The 16,842-nt window shown below is 67.8% G+C and carries 18 protein-coding genes; 13 read left to right on the top strand and 5 right to left on the bottom strand.

What is annotated here, in order from left to right:
• Positions 1-6: 6 nt before the first annotated feature.
• Positions 7-1,122 (bottom strand): ROK family transcriptional regulator, encoded by a 1,116-nt coding sequence (locus ASF80_RS16755; RefSeq protein ID WP_056313694.1) that lies wholly within the window; start codon positions 1,120-1,122, stop codon positions 7-9.
• Between the two features lie 110 nt (positions 1,123-1,232).
• Here ASF80_RS16755 and ASF80_RS16750 point away from each other — a divergent pair, with 110 nt between their 5' ends.
• From ASF80_RS16750 to ASF80_RS16730, 5 genes are all read left to right on the top strand, one after another.
• Positions 1,233-3,413, top strand: a complete 2,181-nt coding sequence (locus ASF80_RS16750; protein ID WP_321163988.1) for an alpha-galactosidase — start codon at positions 1,233-1,235, stop codon at positions 3,411-3,413.
• A 75-nt stretch (positions 3,414-3,488) separates the two neighbouring features.
• Complete coding sequence (locus ASF80_RS16745; protein ID WP_235560032.1) at positions 3,489-4,745, top strand: ABC transporter substrate-binding protein; 1,257 nt, start codon at positions 3,489-3,491, stop codon at positions 4,743-4,745.
• Entirely contained in the window at positions 4,742-5,680 is a 939-nt protein-coding gene (locus tag ASF80_RS16740; RefSeq protein WP_082488429.1) for a carbohydrate ABC transporter permease, read from the top strand. Before ASF80_RS16745 ends, ASF80_RS16740 begins: the two co-directional genes overlap by 4 nt.
• Entirely contained in the window at positions 5,680-6,588 is a 909-nt protein-coding gene (locus ASF80_RS16735; RefSeq protein WP_056313179.1) for a carbohydrate ABC transporter permease, read from the top strand. The genes ASF80_RS16740 and ASF80_RS16735 overlap by 1 nt, the downstream gene beginning before the upstream one ends.
• Positions 6,589-6,664: 76 nt before the next feature.
• On the top strand, positions 6,665-6,958 hold the full coding sequence (locus ASF80_RS16730) for a hypothetical protein (protein ID WP_056313178.1): 294 nt from the start codon (positions 6,665-6,667) through the stop codon (positions 6,956-6,958).
• 16 nt (positions 6,959-6,974) lie between these two features.
• On the opposite strand, the gene ASF80_RS16725 is transcribed toward ASF80_RS16730, so the two are convergent.
• From ASF80_RS16725 to ASF80_RS16715, 3 genes are all read right to left on the bottom strand, one after another.
• A complete protein-coding gene (locus ASF80_RS16725; RefSeq protein WP_056313176.1) occupies positions 6,975-7,256 on the bottom strand; it encodes a hypothetical protein in 282 nt (93 codons plus the stop codon).
• Between the two features lie 61 nt (positions 7,257-7,317).
• Positions 7,318-8,514 carry a DNA polymerase IV gene (dinB, locus tag ASF80_RS16720; RefSeq protein WP_056313174.1) on the bottom strand — a complete coding sequence of 399 codons (1,197 nt, stop codon included), beginning with the start codon at positions 8,512-8,514 and terminating at the stop codon, positions 7,318-7,320.
• A gap of 50 nt (positions 8,515-8,564) precedes the next feature.
• Positions 8,565-9,227, bottom strand: a complete 663-nt coding sequence (locus tag ASF80_RS16715; protein WP_321163987.1) for an ArsR family transcriptional regulator — start codon at positions 9,225-9,227, stop codon at positions 8,565-8,567.
• Positions 9,228-9,344: 117 nt separating this feature from the next.
• On the opposite strand from ASF80_RS16715, the gene ASF80_RS16710 reads away from it, so the two are divergent.
• The 4 genes from ASF80_RS16710 (at position 9,345) to ASF80_RS16695 (ending at position 11,543) form a co-directional block, all read left to right on the top strand.
• The gene (locus ASF80_RS16710; protein ID WP_056313171.1) at positions 9,345-9,605 is read left to right on the top strand and encodes a DUF6458 family protein; all 261 of its coding nucleotides are present in this window, start codon (positions 9,345-9,347) and stop codon (positions 9,603-9,605) included.
• A gap of 7 nt (positions 9,606-9,612) precedes the next feature.
• Entirely contained in the window at positions 9,613-10,284 is a 672-nt protein-coding gene (locus tag ASF80_RS16705; RefSeq protein ID WP_235560031.1) for a phosphatase PAP2 family protein, read from the top strand.
• The gene (locus tag ASF80_RS16700; RefSeq protein WP_056313166.1) at positions 10,281-11,093 is read left to right on the top strand and encodes a DUF1206 domain-containing protein; all 813 of its coding nucleotides are present in this window, start codon (positions 10,281-10,283) and stop codon (positions 11,091-11,093) included. Before ASF80_RS16705 ends, ASF80_RS16700 begins: the two co-directional genes overlap by 4 nt.
• Before the next feature lie 90 nt (positions 11,094-11,183).
• On the top strand, positions 11,184-11,543 hold the full coding sequence (locus ASF80_RS16695; protein ID WP_056313164.1) for a hypothetical protein: 360 nt from the start codon (positions 11,184-11,186) through the stop codon (positions 11,541-11,543).
• A gap of 12 nt (positions 11,544-11,555) precedes the next feature.
• Here the strand turns inward: ASF80_RS16695 and ASF80_RS16690 are convergent, their stop codons facing one another.
• Positions 11,556-12,764 (bottom strand): multidrug effflux MFS transporter, encoded by a 1,209-nt coding sequence (locus ASF80_RS16690; protein ID WP_056313162.1) that lies wholly within the window; start codon positions 12,762-12,764, stop codon positions 11,556-11,558.
• Between the two features lie 101 nt (positions 12,765-12,865).
• Here ASF80_RS16690 and ASF80_RS16685 point away from each other — a divergent pair, with 101 nt between their 5' ends.
• From ASF80_RS16685 to ASF80_RS16670, 4 genes are all read left to right on the top strand, one after another.
• Complete coding sequence (locus tag ASF80_RS16685; protein WP_056313160.1) at positions 12,866-13,756, top strand: helix-turn-helix transcriptional regulator; 891 nt, start codon at positions 12,866-12,868, stop codon at positions 13,754-13,756.
• On the top strand, positions 13,756-14,490 hold the full coding sequence (locus ASF80_RS16680; RefSeq protein ID WP_056313158.1) for an SDR family NAD(P)-dependent oxidoreductase: 735 nt from the start codon (positions 13,756-13,758) through the stop codon (positions 14,488-14,490). Before ASF80_RS16685 ends, ASF80_RS16680 begins: the two co-directional genes overlap by 1 nt.
• A gap of 116 nt (positions 14,491-14,606) precedes the next feature.
• A complete protein-coding gene (locus ASF80_RS16675; protein ID WP_082488427.1) occupies positions 14,607-16,295 on the top strand; it encodes an MDR family MFS transporter in 1,689 nt (562 codons plus the stop codon).
• Position 16,296: 1 nt separating this feature from the next.
• Positions 16,297-16,755: a MarR family winged helix-turn-helix transcriptional regulator gene (locus tag ASF80_RS16670; RefSeq protein WP_056313156.1), complete on the top strand. Its 459-nt coding sequence runs from the start codon at positions 16,297-16,299 to the stop codon at positions 16,753-16,755.
• Positions 16,756-16,842: the final 87 nt, after the last annotated feature.

Here is a 16,842-nt window from a genome sequence, read left to right as displayed (position 1 = left end):
CCGCGGTCAGCGGGGGAGCGACAGCGTCGCGATCGCCGATTGGATCGCCACCGCGGCGGCTCCGCGCGCCCAGGCGGTGAACCCGGGCTCGTCGATGTAGAGCTCGATGGGATCCGCGAGCGGGTCGCGGTCGGCGGCGATCGCTCGTCGGATGGCGGGTTCGGCGACCGAGAACAGACCTATGCCATCGCCGGCCAGAACCGTGGCTGGCTGCATCGTGAGGTTCGCGGCGAGGGCGATGAATCGGCCGAGCGCTTCGCCGGCGGCATCCGCCACTGCAGCCGCTGCAGGGTCGCCGCCTGCGGTGAGCGCCAGGAACTCGTCGTAGTCGACGGTGCGTCGCAGGGCGCCGGAGACCTGGGCGGTGATCGATCCCGATGTGAGCATCGCCTGTGCGCACCCGCGATGTCCGCGGTCGCAGAGGGGGCCGTTGGCTGCGAGAGGGATGTGTCCGCCGAGGCCGGCGCCGACCTCGCGGGTGCGCACGACCTCGTTGTGTGCGACGACGGCGTAGCCGATTCCCTCGCCGATCGTGATCACCGAGAACCCGGGCAGGCCGCGGCCCATGCCGAACCACCTCTCGGCCTCGGCGAGCGCGACCAGGTCGTTCTCGACGGCGACCGGCAGTCCGGTCGCATTGGCGAGCATGGCGGCGAACGGTACGTCGTGCCAATCCAGGAAGGGGGCGAACTCGACGACTCCCTCGTCGACCGAACCGCCGAGGCTGACGCCGATGCCACGGAGGTCGCCGTCGAAATCGTCGATCGCGGCGCGGATGTCCGCGACCACGCTCGATGGATCGGACGCAGTGAGCGGGCGGGTGAAAGAGTCGACGAGAGCGGCCCTGACGTCGGTGAGAACCGCGTGCAGGGTGTCGCCTGTGAGCTTGACCCCGACGAAGAAACCCCGGTCGGGGGCGATGTCGAGCGGTCTGGTCGGGCGGCCGACGGAGCCGTCCACGACGTCGTCGAGTTCGACGAGAAGACCGGTGTCGAGAAAGGGCTTCGCCAGGCGGGTGAGGCTCGCGGCGGAGAGACCGAGTCGGGACGTCAGCGCCGAGCGGGAGATGGGGCCGTGGATCAGTACCGCTTCCGCAAGCGCGTTCTCGCTCTCTGTGAGCATGTCCACCTCCTCGTTCGTTCCATTGTGGCACTAAAACAGCGGTGGATTCGGGATTCGAGGTTTCCAGAACCACTCTTGGCATGCCTTTACTTTCGTGATAGAACTAATCCATGCATTTCAGCAATGAGGCTCTGCAGGAGAGCGTGATGGATGAACTCGAGTCCCCGGCCACCAGCGATCGCGTGATCCACCTTCACCGCGGCGGGACGAGTGTCGTCATCGACCTCGAGTCCGAAGAGGTGCCCGTCATCGTCCACTGGGGCGAGGAGCTCGTCGGCTCGACTCCGGAGACCCTGCGCAGCCTCGCCGTCGCCGCGCGTCCGCAGCGGGTGTCGGGCGGTCTCGACCACACGGCACGTCTCAGCGCCGTCGCCACCGAGGCCTCGGGCTGGCTGGGAACGCCGACCATCGAGGGGCACCGCGGGGGAGCCGGCTTCAGCATCAAGCCCGAGGTCGTCGAGGTGCGCGTCGAGCACCATGCGGCCGCGGTCGAGCTGAAGGACGCGGAAGCGGGGATCCACCTCCGCTGGGACGTCGAGGTGGGTGCCGCAGGGCTTCTCCACCAGCGAATGACCGTGACCAACACCGGTGACGGCGGCTACTCGCTCGATGCTCTGCAGCTCGCCTTCCCGACTCCCGGGGATGCCACGGAACTGCTCGACACCACCGGTCACCATCTTCGCGAGCGCACCGCTCAGCGGCACGTCTTCACGCTCGGCACGCACCTGCGTGAGGGTCGGCGGGGGCGGCCGGGCGCCGACGCGACCGTGCTGCTGGCGGCAGGCCGGCCCGGCTTCGGGTTCGAGTCCGGCCGGGTGCACGGCATCCACGTGGCCTGGAGCGGAAACCACCGTGTGCTCGCCGAGCGGGTCGTCACGGGCGATGCCTTCCTTGCCGGCGGTGAGCTGTTCGCCCCGGGTGAGGTCATGATCGCCCCCGGAGCATCCGTGTCGACGCCGTGGGTCATCGGCTCGTGGGGCGACGGTCTCAACCAGCTCTCGGGCCGCTTCCACGCCGAGTGGCGCGACCGCCCGCAGCATCCGCGCCGTGCGCGCCCGGTCACTCTCAACACGTGGGAAGCCGTCTACTTCGACCACGACTTCGACCGACTGGCGGCGCTCGCCGATGCCGCGGCAGAGGTCGGGATCGAGCGGTTCGTGCTCGACGACGGATGGTTCACCGGGCGCCGCGACGACACCCGAGGACTCGGCGACTGGGAGGTGGATGCCGAGGTCTGGCCAGACGGCCTGCATCCGCTCGTCCGCAAGGTCACTGAGCTCGGCATGGAGTTCGGCCTCTGGGTGGAACCCGAGATGGTGAACCCTGACAGCGATCTCGCCCGCGCGCATCCCGACTGGATCCTCCGCGGCCGCGCGTCTCTGCCGCCTTCCGCGCGGCAGCAGCAGGTGCTGGATCTTGCGAATCCCGACGCGTACCGCCATATCGCTGATCGCCTCCTCGCGCTCCTGGCCGAGTATCCGATCGCCTACCTCAAGTGGGATCACAACCGGGATCTCGTCGATGCGGGCAGTGGGCCGGGGGGATCGCCGCGGGTACGAGCGAACACGCTCGCCCTCTACCGGCTGCTCGACGAGTTGAAGGCCGCCCACCCCGATCTCGAGATCGAGAGCTGCGCATCGGGCGGCGCCCGGGTCGACCTCGGCATCCTCGACCGCACCGACCGCATCTGGACCAGCGACAGCCTCGACCCGATCGAGCGGCTCGAGAACCAGCGCTACACCGGCCTCGTCGTGCCGCCCGAAATGATGGGCATGCACCTCACAAGCCCGGTGGTGCACTCCTCGGGACGCACGGTCTCGCTCGAGCTGAGCGCCGCTGTCGCCCTCCTCGGACACTTCGGCGTCGAGTGGGACCTCACCTCCGCCGACGAGCAGACCCGGGGCCGTGTCGCCACCTGGATCGCCCTTGCCAAACGACTGCGTCCGCTGATCGCCGACGGCACCGTCGTCCATGTCGACGGTGCCGAGCCGGGCATCGACGTCCGCGGGATCGTCGCGGAGGATGCGGCGCACGCGGTGTTCACCATCACCCAGGTCGCCACCAGCGCCGCTTACCCCGCAGGGCGGGTGCGATTCCCGGGGCTGGATCCCGCGCGGTCGTACGAACTCCGCATCCTGTCGCGCCCCGCGCATGACCCGGCCCAGTCACCGCTCGCGTGGGCCGAGGAGCCCGTCGCCATGACCGGTCGAGAGCTCGGGAGCATCGGCATCCGCCCGCCCGTGCAGTTCCCCCAGCAGGCGACCGTCGTCGAGATCGTTTCACAGCACTGATCACTGAGCAGTTGTTCCGCGCAAGGAGGCGCACACATGAGAATCAGACATCGAAAGACTGCAAGGGCGGTCGCGATGGCGGCCGCACTCGGCACCGTCGCGGCTCTGGGGGGATGCGCGGCGTCGCCGGATGACGGCATCACCACTCTCAGCTTCTTCCAGTTCAAGGGGGAGGCGCTCGAGGACTTCAACGAGATCATCGCGGACTTCGAAGCCGAGAATCCTGACATCCGGGTCGTGCAGAACCAGGTCGCGGACTCCGAGACCCTCATCCGCACGCTGCTCGTCAAGGACAAGGCGCCAGACGTCATCACCCTGAACGCGAACGGCGGATTCGGGGACCTCGCTCAAGCCGGGGTGTTCTATGACTTCTCCGATGAGCCGGTGCTCGAGACCATCAACCCCGCGGTGCAGGAGATCCTCGCAGAGCTCGGCACCAAGCAGGGCGAGGTGAACGGGCTCGGATACGTCAACAACGCCAACGGAGTGATCTACAACCAGGACATATTCGAGGAGCAGGGGCTGGAGGTCCCCGAGACCTGGGATGAGTTCATCGCGGTGTGTGACGCGCTCGAGGCGGCGGGGATCACGCCGTTCTACGGCACCCTCGCCGACTCATGGACCGGCATGCCGTCGTGGAACGCCCTGGGGGCCTACGCCTCGCAGGACGGCTTCTTCGACGACATGAGGGCTGAGGGCGAGGATGTCGGTGCGGATTCGGCCGTGTCGTTCGAGAACGACTTCCCCGAGGTCATGGAACAGCAGGCGCAGCTGTTCTCCTACATGCAGGAGGGCTACCGAGGTCGCACGTACGACGACGGCAACGCGGCGTTCGCCCGCGGCGAGTCCGCGATGCTGCTGCAGGGGATCTGGGCGCTCAACCCGGTGAAGGCCATCAACCCCGACATCAACGCGGCGATCTTCCCGTACCCGGCCTCCGACGACCCCGACGATCGCCTGCTGGTCTCCGGTGTGGACGTCGTCGTCACCATGGCGAAGGACACCCCTCATCGCGAGGAGGCGCTCCGCTTCATCGAGTACCTCTTCGACGTCGGAGTGATCGAGGAATTCGCCGCCTCGCAGAACATGATCCCCTCGGTGGAGGGGGCGGAGCTGAGCGACGACCCGGCTCTGCAGTCCGTCAAGCCCTTCTTCGACGAGGGCAGGATCACCGGCTTCATCGACCACCAGGTGCCGCCGAGCATCCCGCTGGTCGCGATCGTGCAGCAGTTCCTCTTCGACGGAGACGCGGATGCGGCGCTGTCGACCCTCGACAGCGAGTGGCGCAAGGTCGCCGCCCGCACCATCCCCGTGACGGGAGAAGACGAATGAGCACTCTGACCAGCGCTGTGCGCGCCACGACACCGGGGCCTGAGGGGACGAAGCGCGCGCGGCGCGTCCGCACCGCGAACTCCCGCGCCCTACCCGCCTATTACTGGATGGTCTGGCCGGCCGTCATCGCCTTCGCGGCCTTCCACACCATCCCCGTCATCGTGGGCATCTTCTTCAGCTTCACGAACTACGCCGGCTATGGAGACTGGAACTTCGTCGGGATCTCGAACTACCTCAACCTGTTCAAGGACGACAGGGTTCTGAAGGCCTACGGGTTCTCGTTCCTGTTCGCCATCGTGGCCACGATCCTCACGAACGTGATCTCGCTGTCGATCGCGATGGGGCTCAACGCCAAGATCCGCGCTCGGAACTTCTGGCGCGGCGTGTACTTCGTGCCGTACGTCCTCGCGATCCTGGTGATCGGATACGTCTTCCAGTTCCTGTTCTCGAACTCGCTGCCGAAGATCCTGTCCGGCATCCCGCTCTTCCGCGACAACATCCTCACCAACCCCGACTGGGCGTGGACGGCGATCGTCGCACTCGCGGTCTGGCAGGCCTGCGCGTTCTCGATCATCATCTACCTCTCGGGGCTGCAGACGATCCCGAGCGAGCTGTACGAGGCCGCATCTCTCGACGGTGCCTCGTCGTGGCGTCAGTTCGGATCCATCACCTTCCCGCTCATCAGCGCGTTCTTCACGATCAACGTCGTGTTGAGCCTGAAGGGCTTCCTGCAGGTCTTCGACCCGATCGTCGCCCTCACCAACGGCGGGCCGGGCACCTCGACCGAATCGGTCACCCTGCTCGTCTTCCGCGGCGGATTCTCCGGAGGAGAGTTCGCCTACCAGACCGCGAACGCCGTGATCTTCTTCATCGTGATCACGATCGTCTCGCTCCTGCAGTTCCGGGTCCTTCAGCGCAGAGAGGCCGATATCTGATGACCACCGCAACCACGATCCTCGCCGAAGCCGAGGCGACGACACCTCGCCCCGGATGGCGCGCCAGGCGCGCCGCCGAGAACGACGACACCCGCAAGACGAACTGGTGGGCCACCGCGCTCATCGCCGTCTGCTCGCTCACCGTGCTCATCCCGCTCTACCTCGCGGTCGCCGTCGCTCTCAAGACGCCAGAGCAGCTCGCCGCCGGCAACGGTTTCGAATGGCCGAACCCGATCCGCTGGGAGAACTTCGCGGATGCGTGGGCGCGGACCGCGTTCCCGCAGGCACTTCTCAACACGGCGCTGATCACCGTCGGGGCGGTCGTCTTCACCCTGCTGACCAGCTCGGTCGTCGCCTACGCGTTGGCCCGCAACAGCCACCGGCCGTTCTTCAAGGGAGTGTTCTTCTACTTCCTCGCCGCGCTGTTCATCCCGTTCCCGATCATCATGCTGCCGCTGGTCAAGCAGACATCGCTCCTCGGGCTCGACAACCAGGTCGGCATGATCGTGCTCTACACGATCTTCGGGATCTCGCTGAACGTCTTCATCTACAGCGCCTACATCCGCTCGATCCCGATCGAGCTCGAAGAGGCCGCGCGCGTCGACGGAGCATCCACATGGCGCGTGTTCTGGCAGATCGTGTTCCCGCTGCTGACCCCCATGAACGCCACCGTCGGCATTCTCACCTGCGTCTGGGCGTGGAACGACTTCATCATGCCGCTCGTCGTGCTCACCGACCCCGGTGCGCGCACGATCCCGCTCGCGCAGTACGTGTTCCAGGGCCAGTACAACACCGACTACACGACCGCCTTCGCCTCATACCTGATGGCGATGGCACCGCTGCTGATCGTCTACATCTTCTCGCAGCGCTGGGTCATCTCCGGAGTCACCCGAGGGTCCATCAAATAGTCCGACTCGCGCCGGCGACTGCTCGCCCTTCGATCGGGAGGGGCGAGCAGTCGCCTACCCCGCGTACAGTTCTCACATGGGAACACTGGAGTACAACAGCTCGCGCCCCGCGATCGACATCGAAGACGTGACTCTGGCGCACCTGAAGATCGTCATCGGGACGAAGCTGCGCCGCAACGAGAGTTTCATGATGACCTGGCTGCCGAAACCCGAGGTGCCGTCTGGCCGGCTGACCATCTGGGTGCACCCGAGCATCCCGCTGGTGCTGGAGTTCGACCAGCCGACGGTGGCGACGATCGACCCGAAGCGCGTGACGCACATGATGGAGCAGCTGAACTCGCGCGGCGAGCTCGTGCTCGATCAGCTCTGATCAGAGACAGCTCTGATCAGAACCCGTCGTAGAACCCGCCGTACGGGAAGTCGACGTCTCCGGTGTCGCGCGCGTCGAAGAGCACCGTCGACACGCTGATGCTCACGCGGGAGTGCGGGGTGATGAGCACACTCACCTCGCGGTTGCCGACCACGACGAAGTCGACGAACCTGCCGGCGGTCTTCACAGCCTCCTCGATGCGATGCTTCACGTCGCCGAGATCCTGTATCTGTGCGAGGAGATAGCTCTCTCCGTCGAGCACGATCTCGGTCTGCATCATGGTCTCTGGTCCTGCCATGCACACCACCCTAAGATCCTGCGCCGGTTCTTCCAAAGAGGCGCCTGGGCGGTCACGCCGATCACTCGTGTTCCGGAAGGATCGGACTCGACCATCCCGCATCGCGACCGAGCTGGGCCGCGCGGGAGACGGATGCCGCGCCGAAGCGATCACGCAGGGTGTCGAGCACGGTGTCGAGTCGCTGCTTCTCACCCCAGTCGATCGGCAGCTCGGGCTGCACGCTGTCGGCCTTGTCGAGCTGCGAGAGGGAGATGCCGATCAACGTGATGCCCCGCTCGGCGATCTCGGGCCGCGCGGCGTCGAGCAGTGTCTGCGCGACCGTGAGCAGGATCGCGGTGCGGTCGGTCGGCGAGCCGAGGGTGCGAGACCGGGTGGCCTTCGCGAAGTCCCCGAAGCGCAGGCGCAGGACGACCGTGCGGCAGACCCGGTCGCCGTCGCGCAGACGCCTGGCCAGTCGGTCGATGATCTGCGTGAGGATCACGTCCAGCTCCTCGGTCGACCGCGGTCGGCTGCCGAGTGCACGCTGGGAGCCGATCGACCCTCGGCGCCGCGTCGTGTCGACGGGGCGAGGGTCGCGCAGCCGGGCGAGAGCATGCAGATGCGAGCCGACGGCCCTGCCCAGCATCCGCTCGGCCGTCGCCGCCTCGAGCTCAGCCAGCTGACCGACCGTGCGCACGCCATAGCGGTGCAGCTTCTCGGCCGTGACCGCGCCCACGCCCCACAGCCGTTCGACCGGCAGGGGGAGGAGGAACTCCTCTTCTCGCTCCGGTTCGACCACGAGCAGTCCATCGGGTTTGCCGACCGCGCTCGCGACCTTGGCGAGGAACTTCGTGCGGGCGACGCCCACCGAGATCGCGAGTCCGACCTCGGCGCGCACCCGTGCACGCAGCCGCACCGCGACCTGCTCTGGCGTGCCGACGATGTGCCGGAGCCCGCCGACCTCGAGGAAGGCCTCGTCGATCGAGAGTCCCTCGACGAGCGGCGTCGTGTCGCGGAAGATCGCGAATACGTCTCTGCTCGCCGCCGAGTACGCCTCCATGCGCGGCGGTACGACCACGGCATCCGGGCAGAGCTCGAGCGCCTGGCGGCCGCCCATCGCGGTGCGGACCCCGCGGGCCTTGGCCTCGTAGCTCGCGGCGAGCACCACTCCGCCGCCGACGATCACCGGTCTGCCGCGCAGCTCGGGCGCATCGCGCTGCTCGACCGAGGCGTAGAACGCGTCGAGATCGGCGTGCAGCACGGTGGCTTCGCCCCGCATCCCGTCCTCCGATCGACGTGCAGATGATCGCACGCACCGGGGACATCGGCTCAGGCGGCGAGGAGTCGAGACGACAGGGCGCGGATCCGCTGGAACAGGGTGTCGAAGGCGGCGTCGAATGCCGCAGGCGTGCCGATGCGGGCAGGATCGCGGATCGACCAGTGCAGATCGTCGCGGATGCGCAGCCGCTCGTGCGCGTCGTCGCACACCGTGATGACGAGATCGCCGTCGCTGCGCACGTCGTCCACATGACGGGGAGGTCGTCCCTGCTCGATCGCCAGTCCGTGTCGGGCGGCGGTCGCAGAGGCCTCGGGATTCACGGTCGCCGCAGGGCGAGTCCCCGCGGATGCGGCGTCGATGTCGCTTATGTCGCGCCAGATGACCTCGGCGAGCTGCGAGCGCGCGGAGTTCGCGGTGCAGACGAAGAGCACCCGGCGAGGTGGGGGCACGCTCGTCGGCGCGAGCGTGTCGAACACCTCCGGGCGCAGGCCGATGTAGCTGCGGCGCTTGTCGAACTCCGAACGCGTGCGGGAGACGATCTGCGCGGATTCGAGCACCCCGAGGTGGTGGGCGATCAGGTTCGACCGCAGGTCGAGTGCCGTCCCGATCTCGGAGGAGGAGAGATCCCCGAGGGTGAGGAGGTCGACGATGCGCAGGCGCGTCTGGTCGGCGAGGGCCGCGAAGATCCCCGCACGTCTCTCGAGCTCAGTCATCGTCTTCATCCATACCATGCGGTGCGAGATGTGTCCACGGCTATTGACTCAACGGTCATTGACCCTATCGTTGTCGACGCGAGACCGCAGGGGCGGTCTCGGAGAGGAACGGACAACATGGGTATCGGCAGTGGAATCGCGCTCTTCGTCATCGGAGCGATCCTCGTCTTCGCGATCAACATCGACACCGGCGGCTACGTCGATCTCGACCTCATCGGCTACATCCTCATGGGCGCGGGCGTCATCGTGTTCCTGATCAGCCTCGTGCTCGTGATGCGCAGTCGTCGCACCGAGACCGTCGACCGCACAGCTGTCGACCCCGCCACCGGTGAGCGAGTGACGCGACGCAGCATCCGCAACAACGACCCGATCGCCTGACCTGGGCGTGGTCGGCGTCTCACGATCGACCGCGGCCCTGATCGCGGGCGTCTCGGCGACCGTCGCCTTCGTGGTGCTCCGCACCTTCGTGGCGATGGGCGGACACGAGCCGCTCGCTGTCGACGTCTGGTGGCACGACCTCACGGTGTCGCTGTCCAGCGACGTGTGGGTGGTCGTGGCCTGGGTGCCCGCAATCGTCGGAGGCACCCTGGGCATGATCGTGGTCGGCGCCGCCTTGATCGCGTGGCTGGTGTGGCGCACGCGCCGGTGGGATGCCGCGACGCTGGCGATCGCCATGGTCGCCGTCGTCGCGATCGGCGCGACGATGGCTGCCGTGATCGGTCGTACCCGACCTGAGGACTCCCTCGCCGAGAGCGTGGCGACGTCGTTCCCGTCGGGGCACACCGCAGTGGCGACCACGGTCGCGGTGATCCTCGCGCTGACCTTCCGTCGCTGGTACGTGTGGGTGCTGGGGGCGGCCTGGGTCGTCACGATGATGTGGAGCCGCACGTACCTGCACGCGCACTGGCTCAGCGATGTGGTGGCCGGCCTGCTCGAGGGCATCGCCGTCGCCTGCTTCGTGTGGGTCTGCGTCGAGGCCGCGAGGGCTCGGCACGCCAGCAGGACCGCAGCGGCATCGGCCGGCGGAGAGACGATCGAAAGCAGTGTGACTCCATGAACACCCGAAACTCCGCAGCCTCCGCAGCCAGCGCCGCTCAGGACTCCACGACCTTCCGAGTCCTCGCCCGGATCGGCTATGTCGTGCTCGGCATCCTGCATCTGCTCATCGGCGGCATCGCGATCTCGATCGCGACCGGCGGGGGCGGCGAGAACGCCGACCAGGGCGGCGCGATGCAGCAGATCCAGCAGTCGCCCGCCGGCGTCTTCCTGCTGTGGCTGATCGTGATCGGGCTCCTGGCGCTCGCGATCTGGCAGATCGCGGAAGCCGTGATCGAGCGCGACCCCGACACGAAGAAGAAGTGGGGGCACCGGGTGAAGTTCCTCGGCACCGCCGCGGCATACCTCGCGATCGGCGCCACAGCCCTCGTGTACGCCCTCGGCGGGCAGTCGCAGTCGTCCGAATCATCGCAGTCGTTTAGCGCCAAGCTCCTGGCGGCGCCCGCAGGCGTCGCGCTGCTGGTGCTCGTGGGCCTGATCGTCGCCGCGATCGGCATCGCCTTCGTCGTGCGCGGCATCACCCAGGCGTTCATGAAGAACCTCTCGGCGCCCGGGGGAGCAGCGCGTTCGGGCATCGTCGCGTTCGGTGTGGCCGGCTACATCGCCAAGGGCATCGCCGTCGGAGTCGCGGGTGTGCTGTTCGTCATCGCCGCGCTGACGCACGACCCCGAGACGGCGGGCGGCCTCGACTCGGCCCTCCGCACCCTGGCAGGGCTGCCCTTCGGCGCGGTCATCCTCTGGGTCGTCGGTGCGGGGCTCGTGCTCTACGGCCTGTTCTGCTTCGCCCGCGCCCGCTACGCCCGCATGTGATCCTGCGGCCCCGGCTCTGCGCACTATCGAACGACGGGCACCCCGTGCAACCCCGATCCCGATTTCGTCGGATCGGGCGATGATCGACTCATGAAGATCGTCTCGTACGCAGGTCAGCAACTGGTCACCACGGATGACGTGGCGGATTCGCTCGTCACCCTCGCCGCGGCCATCGCCAGCGAGGGCGAGTCGGATGCTGTCGAGATCCCCATCGTCCTGAACGGCCGTCAGGACGCCGCCGACCTGGTCGTCGGCGTCGGGAACGACCTGCTCGTCGGTCCGCACGATTCGGATGACCCCGAGCCGGACTTCAGCGCGCACGCGGCGAGGCTGCGGGCGCACCGCCTGTACCCCGCGCGGGACGCCGCCGAGGATGCCGACGGTGACGACGGCGATTGGCACCTCGACGTGGATCTGGACCTCGACGGCTCCGGGGTTGCCCGCGCCTGACGCACCCCTCGGTCACACCGGGACGGAGGAGCGTGAGGCGCGCAGGGTGAGGAGCAGGGCGCCGGCCGCGAAAGCAGCAGCCGCGACGGTGACGACGCCGAGCGGAAGGATGCTCAACGAGCCGGCGACGCCGACCAACGGGGCCGCCACGCCGCCGAACCCGAACCGGATCATGCCGAGCAGCGACGATGCCGTCCCTGCGATCTGCGGATATCCGACGAGAGCGAGAGTCGTCGCCGGCGGAGAGGAGATCGACACTCCGATCGCCAGGGCGAACAGGGACGCGAGCACCACCCAGAGCGGCATCGGAGCGAGGCCCGCCACCAGCAGACCAGCGGCACCCAGCGCGACGACCAGGACTCCGATCGCGAGGGTCGCCCGCACATGGTCGTGCTCCGACGCCTTGCCTGCGAGATGGCCGAAGAGCATGAAGCCGGCCGAGTTCGCCCCGAAGGCGAGTGCGTACTCGAGTGGTGAGAGCCCAAAGATGTCCTGCAGCACGAACGTCGCGCCGGACAGATACGCGAACAGCGCCGCATACAGGAAGCCCTGGTTGAGGACCGCGCCGACGAAGACCCGGTCGCTCAGCAGCGTGCGGTAGTCGTGGAGCAGGCGGGTCAGCCCGCCGGTCGTGCGCTCCTCGGCAGGCAGGGTCTCTCCGAAGCGCTGCAGCGTCAGGGCCAGGATGCCGGCGCCGACGACCGCCAGGAAGAGGAACAGCCCTCGCCAGTCGACGACGGTGTTGAGCAGACCACCGAGCAGCGGACCCACGACCGCCGCGAAGCCGCCGACGACCGTCAGGCGGGCGTAGAAGCGGATCAGGTGTCGGCCGGCGAAGACGTCGCGACCCGCCGCCTGGGCGATCACTATGCCGACGCCACCGGCGAGACCCTGTACGAAGCGGGCGAGGATCAGGAGCTCCACCGTCGGGCTCGCTGCGCAGAGCAGCGACATCGCGATGTACGCGACGATGCCGATGAGCAGGATGCCGCGGCGTCCGTGCCTGTCGGACACCGGGCCGGCGATCAATTGCCCCGCGGCGAGGCCGATCAGGCACGCCGTCACGGTGAGCTGCGCCACAGAGGTGGCAGCGCCCAGCTCTGCCGTGAGCGCGGGGAGCGCCGGCAGATAGAGATCCATCGAGATGGGGCCGAACACGGTCAGCAGAAGGAGAAGCGCGGGAAGCGCCTTGCTGGCGGGGTGCGGGGTGGCGGTGGTCATGCATCCAGCGTCCGCCAGCCCGGCAGTCGGGGGGAGTCCCTGGTGAGAGGTGTACTGCGAGAGCCTCCCCCGCGGCTCCTCTGCGGGGTAGCGTCCTCATCATGGACAACAGATCCGAGGTCCGGGAGTTCCTGATGAGCCGGCGCGCTCGCGTCACCCCGGAGGCGGTGGGGCTCGTCGGCGGTGCAAACAGGCGCGTCGACGGACTGCGACGCAGCGAGGTGGCGGCGCTCGCCCGAGTCAGCGTGGAGTACTACGCGAAGCTCGAGCGCGGCGCGATCGCCGGTGCCTCCGCCGCGGTGCTCGATTCCCTGGCATCCGCTCTCCAGCTCGATGACGCCGAGCGTGCGCATCTGCTCGACCTCGCCCGGGCCGCCGACGGCATCCCCTCCAGCGGCCGCACTCGTCGCCGCACCACGAAGCCCGAGCTCACCAGGCCCAGCCTGCAGTGGGCGTTGGCCTCGATCACCGATGCGGTCGCGTTCGTGCGAGACCCTCGGCAGAACCTCGTCGCGGTGAACGATCTGGGCCGTGCGTTCTATTCACCCGTGATCGGCGAGGCGGGGCGCACGCCGAACCTCGCCCGGTTCCAGTTCCTCGACCCCGCGTCGCACGACTTCTATCCCGACTGGGATCTGTTCGCCGAGATGTGCGTGGCCATCATGCGCGCAGAGGCCGGGCGCGACCCTCACGACAAGGGTCTGCAGGATCTCGTCGGCGAGCTGTCGACGCGCAGCGAGACGTTCCGGCACCTCTGGGCGGCGCACGACGTGCGCATCCACGGTGCGGGGACGAAGAGGTTCCAGCATCCGCTCGTCGGCGAGCTGACCCTGGCGTACGAAGAGCTCGCGATCACCGCAGAACCCGGGAACGTGCTGCTGATCTACTCGGCGGAGCCGGGCTCGCCCTCGGCCGAGCGGCTCGCTCTGCTCGCATCGTGGGTCGCGGATCGCACGGGTGCGGCGGCCGTCTCCGAGGGGAGCGCCGGCTGATGGCGCTGGTGCTGGTCACCGGTGCCGCGTCGGGGATCGGCCGGCTCGCGGCGGAGGGCCTGGCTCGGGCCGGACACGATGTCGTGGTCCACGCGCGCAGTGCCGACAGGCTTCCCGGCGATCTCGTGCGCGTCGGCGAGGTGATCGGGGATCTGTCTGAGGCGGATGCCGTCAGAGGCGTCGCCGAGCGCGCGGACAGGTTCGGAGCCTTCGACGCGGTGATCCACAATGCCGGGGTGATCGACGGCCCCGACGTCTTCGCGGTGAACGTGGTCGCCCCGTATCTCCTCAGCGCCCTCATGGTGCCGCCCGCGCGGACGATCGTCATCAGCAGCTCCATGCACCGATCAGGGACGCCGGATCTCGCGAATCTGGACGTCGCGCGTCCTGAGGTCCGGAGGCGACCCTACGACGATTCGAAGCTGTTCGTCACCGCCTTGGCCCTGCATCTGGCCGTCGTGCGACCGGGTGCGCTCGCGCACGCCGTCGACCCCGGATGGGTGCCGACGCGGATGGGTGGAGCCCACGCCTCGGACAGCCTCGACGAGGGGAGTCGCACGCAGGAGTGGCTGGCGACCGCGCCGGTCGAGGAGATCGATCCGCGTACGGGTGGCTACTGGTTCCATCGCCGCACGCAGAGCCCGCATCCCGCAGTGCTGGATCCCTCGTTCCAGGCCGAGCTGATCGAGATGCTCGCCCACCACACCGGAGTCGTGCTGCCCCAGGATGGTTGACCCGAGTCGATAGTTGCACTTTGGCAACCATAAGCGTATAGTTGACACTAATCAACTTTCTACGCAGGAGCTCTTCCACTGTGACTACGCCTTCTTCTTCCTCCATCGCTGAGCCTGTGCGCTCACCGCGCGAGGTCTTCACCGCGATCTCCGGCCTCGTCGTCGGCATGTTCGTCGCCGTGCTCTCGGGCACCGTGGTGTCGACCTCGATGCCCGTCATCATCGCCGACCTCGGCGGCACGCAGTCCCAGTACACCTGGGTCATCACCGCGAGCCTTCTGGCGACCGCCGTCTCGACGCCCATCTGGGGCAAGCTCGCCGACCTCGTCGATCGCAAGATCCTCGTGCAGCTGTCGCTCATCATCTTCACCGTCGGCACCGTGATCGCGGGCTTCTCGACCGACACCAACATGCTCATCGCCGTCCGTGTCATCCAGGGCATCGGCGTCGGCGGTCTGATGTCGCTCGTGATGATCGCCGTCGCCCTCATCATCTCGCCGCGCGAGCGCGGCAAGTACATGGGTGTCGTCGGTGGCATCATGGCCCTCGGCACCATCGGCGGCCCGCTGCTCGGCGGCCTCTTGACCGACGTCTGGGGCTGGCGCTCCAACTTCTTCGTCGGCGTGCCCTTCGCGATCCTCGCGATCGTGCTGCTGCAGTTCACCCTGCACCTGCCCAAGCCCCAGCGCGACACGAAGGTGTCGATCGACTACTTCGGCATCGTGCTCCTCGCCGTCGGCGTCTCGACCCTGCTGATCTGGGTCTCCATGGGCGGCAGCCAGTTCGACTGGGACTCCTCGACGAGCATCATGCTCGCCGTCATCGCCGGTGTCGCGATCGCCGCCTTCATCACCGTCGAGTTCTTCGTCAAAGAGCCGATCGTGCCGATGTCGCTGTTCCGCAACCGCACCTTCACGCTGTCGGTCATCGCCTCGATCGCCATCGGCGTCTCGATGTTCGCGACCTCGGTGTTCCTCGCGCAGTACTTCCAGCTCGCCCGTGGCGCCACACCCACCGAGTCGGGCCTGATGACCATCCCGATGATCATCGGTCAGATGGGCGCGTCGATCATCATCGGTCAGCTCGTCAGCCGGTTCGGCAAGTGGAAGGGCTGGATGCTCACGGGCTCCGTCCTGACCACGGTGGGCGTCTCGCTCATGGCCACGCTGCGCTACGACACCCCGTTCCCGCTGGTGGCGACCTACATGTTCGTCCTCGGCGCGGGCCTCGGCATGGTCATGCAGAACCTCACCCTCATCGTGCAGAACGACACGGCTCCGCAGCAGCTGGGCGCCGCCTCGTCGAACGTGAATTTCTTCCGCACGATCGCCGGCACCATCGGCGTCACGGTCATGGGTGCGTCGCTCTCGACGAGCGTCGGCAACTACATCTCCGACGCGCTCGAGGGATTCACGCCGACCACTCCTGATGAGGTCGACGCTCTGCAGCACCTCGCCTCGGGTGACGTCCCCAAGGTCACCCAGCTCCCCGACACGATCCGCGCGATCGTCGAAGGTGCGTACGGACACGGGATCGCCGACGCGTTCATCATCGCCATCCCGCTGGCCGTGATCGCCATCATCGCGATCGCGTTCATCCGCAACAAGCCGCTGTCGACCAAGAACGCCGCCGAGCAGCTGCGCGAGCAGGCAGAGGAGTCGGTCATCGAGGTCTCCGAGGCAGAGGTCGGTGCGACGATGTCGACCGGCACCATCCGGATCTCGGGCGTCGAGTCCGCGTCGCCGAGCACGAACACGAACTCGGTGACCGTGCTCGAGCGCGAGGACCCGGACTCGAGGCGCTGACATGGTCACCACGGACGCGGTGTCGACGTCTCCCGACGTCGACACCGCGCTCGGCGATCTCCAGACGCACCTGAACCTCATCTTCGCGAGGACCAGGACGCTCTGGAAGGAGTCGGCGGCGCGGATCGACCCCGAGCTGCAGGTGGGCGGCTACAAGCTGCTCACCTTCATCGAGCGGGCCGAGACCGCCAACGCCCACGAGCTCGCCGAGCGATTCGAGATGGACAAGTCGGTCATCAGTCGGCAGGTGCGGATGCTCGAGGAGCTGGGGCTGATCGAGTCGCGGCCCGACGCGCGCGACGGGCGGCTTCGGGTGCTGACGCCGACACCGGCCGCCTGTGCCGCGCTCGTCGAGCTGCGCCGCGACCACGCCTCGCGCCTGCGCACCGTCGTCGCCGAACTCACCCCCGATGAGATCCAGGCAGCGTCGAAGGTCTTCCGCCTCCTCGCCGAGGTCTGATCGCGGTACCGCCGATCACCCCGCGTGTCGTCGCGGCTTGTCGAGCGCGATATTCTGTGGTTCAGTCGGAGTCTGGGCTGCGCGATT

The organism is Microbacterium sp. Leaf159, from assembly GCF_001423615.1.
In the GTDB taxonomy this organism is placed as follows: domain Bacteria; phylum Actinomycetota; class Actinomycetes; order Actinomycetales; family Microbacteriaceae; genus Microbacterium.
This window is presented reverse-complemented; position numbering and strand designations above follow the sequence as displayed.

What these genes read in the sequence shown, in the direction of transcription:
- ASF80_RS16755 (WP_056313694.1), bottom strand. Translation starts at nt 1,122, where the DNA reads ATGCTCACAGAGAGCGAGAACGCGCTTGCGGAAGCGGTACTGATCCAC.
- ASF80_RS16750 (WP_321163988.1), top strand. Translation starts at nt 1,233, where the DNA reads ATGCATTTCAGCAATGAGGCTCTGCAGGAGAGCGTGATGGATGAACTC.
- ASF80_RS16745 (WP_235560032.1), top strand. Translation starts at nt 3,489, where the DNA reads ATGGCGGCCGCACTCGGCACCGTCGCGGCTCTGGGGGGATGCGCGGCG.
- ASF80_RS16740 (WP_082488429.1), top strand. Translation starts at nt 4,742, where the DNA reads ATGAGCACTCTGACCAGCGCTGTGCGCGCCACGACACCGGGGCCTGAG.
- ASF80_RS16735 (WP_056313179.1), top strand. Translation starts at nt 5,680, where the DNA reads ATGACCACCGCAACCACGATCCTCGCCGAAGCCGAGGCGACGACACCT.
- ASF80_RS16730 (WP_056313178.1), top strand. Translation starts at nt 6,665, where the DNA reads ATGGGAACACTGGAGTACAACAGCTCGCGCCCCGCGATCGACATCGAA.
- ASF80_RS16725 (WP_056313176.1), bottom strand. Translation starts at nt 7,256, where the DNA reads ATGGCAGGACCAGAGACCATGATGCAGACCGAGATCGTGCTCGACGGA.
- dinB (WP_056313174.1), bottom strand. Translation starts at nt 8,514, where the DNA reads ATGCGGGGCGAAGCCACCGTGCTGCACGCCGATCTCGACGCGTTCTAC.
- ASF80_RS16715 (WP_321163987.1), bottom strand. Translation starts at nt 9,227, where the DNA reads ATGACTGAGCTCGAGAGACGTGCGGGGATCTTCGCGGCCCTCGCCGAC.
- ASF80_RS16710 (WP_056313171.1), top strand. Translation starts at nt 9,345, where the DNA reads ATGGGTATCGGCAGTGGAATCGCGCTCTTCGTCATCGGAGCGATCCTC.
- ASF80_RS16700 (WP_056313166.1), top strand. Translation starts at nt 10,281, where the DNA reads ATGAACACCCGAAACTCCGCAGCCTCCGCAGCCAGCGCCGCTCAGGAC.
- ASF80_RS16695 (WP_056313164.1), top strand. Translation starts at nt 11,184, where the DNA reads ATGAAGATCGTCTCGTACGCAGGTCAGCAACTGGTCACCACGGATGAC.
- ASF80_RS16690 (WP_056313162.1), bottom strand. Translation starts at nt 12,764, where the DNA reads ATGACCACCGCCACCCCGCACCCCGCCAGCAAGGCGCTTCCCGCGCTT.
- ASF80_RS16685 (WP_056313160.1), top strand. Translation starts at nt 12,866, where the DNA reads ATGGACAACAGATCCGAGGTCCGGGAGTTCCTGATGAGCCGGCGCGCT.
- ASF80_RS16680 (WP_056313158.1), top strand. Translation starts at nt 13,756, where the DNA reads ATGGCGCTGGTGCTGGTCACCGGTGCCGCGTCGGGGATCGGCCGGCTC.
- ASF80_RS16670 (WP_056313156.1), top strand. Translation starts at nt 16,297, where the DNA reads ATGGTCACCACGGACGCGGTGTCGACGTCTCCCGACGTCGACACCGCG.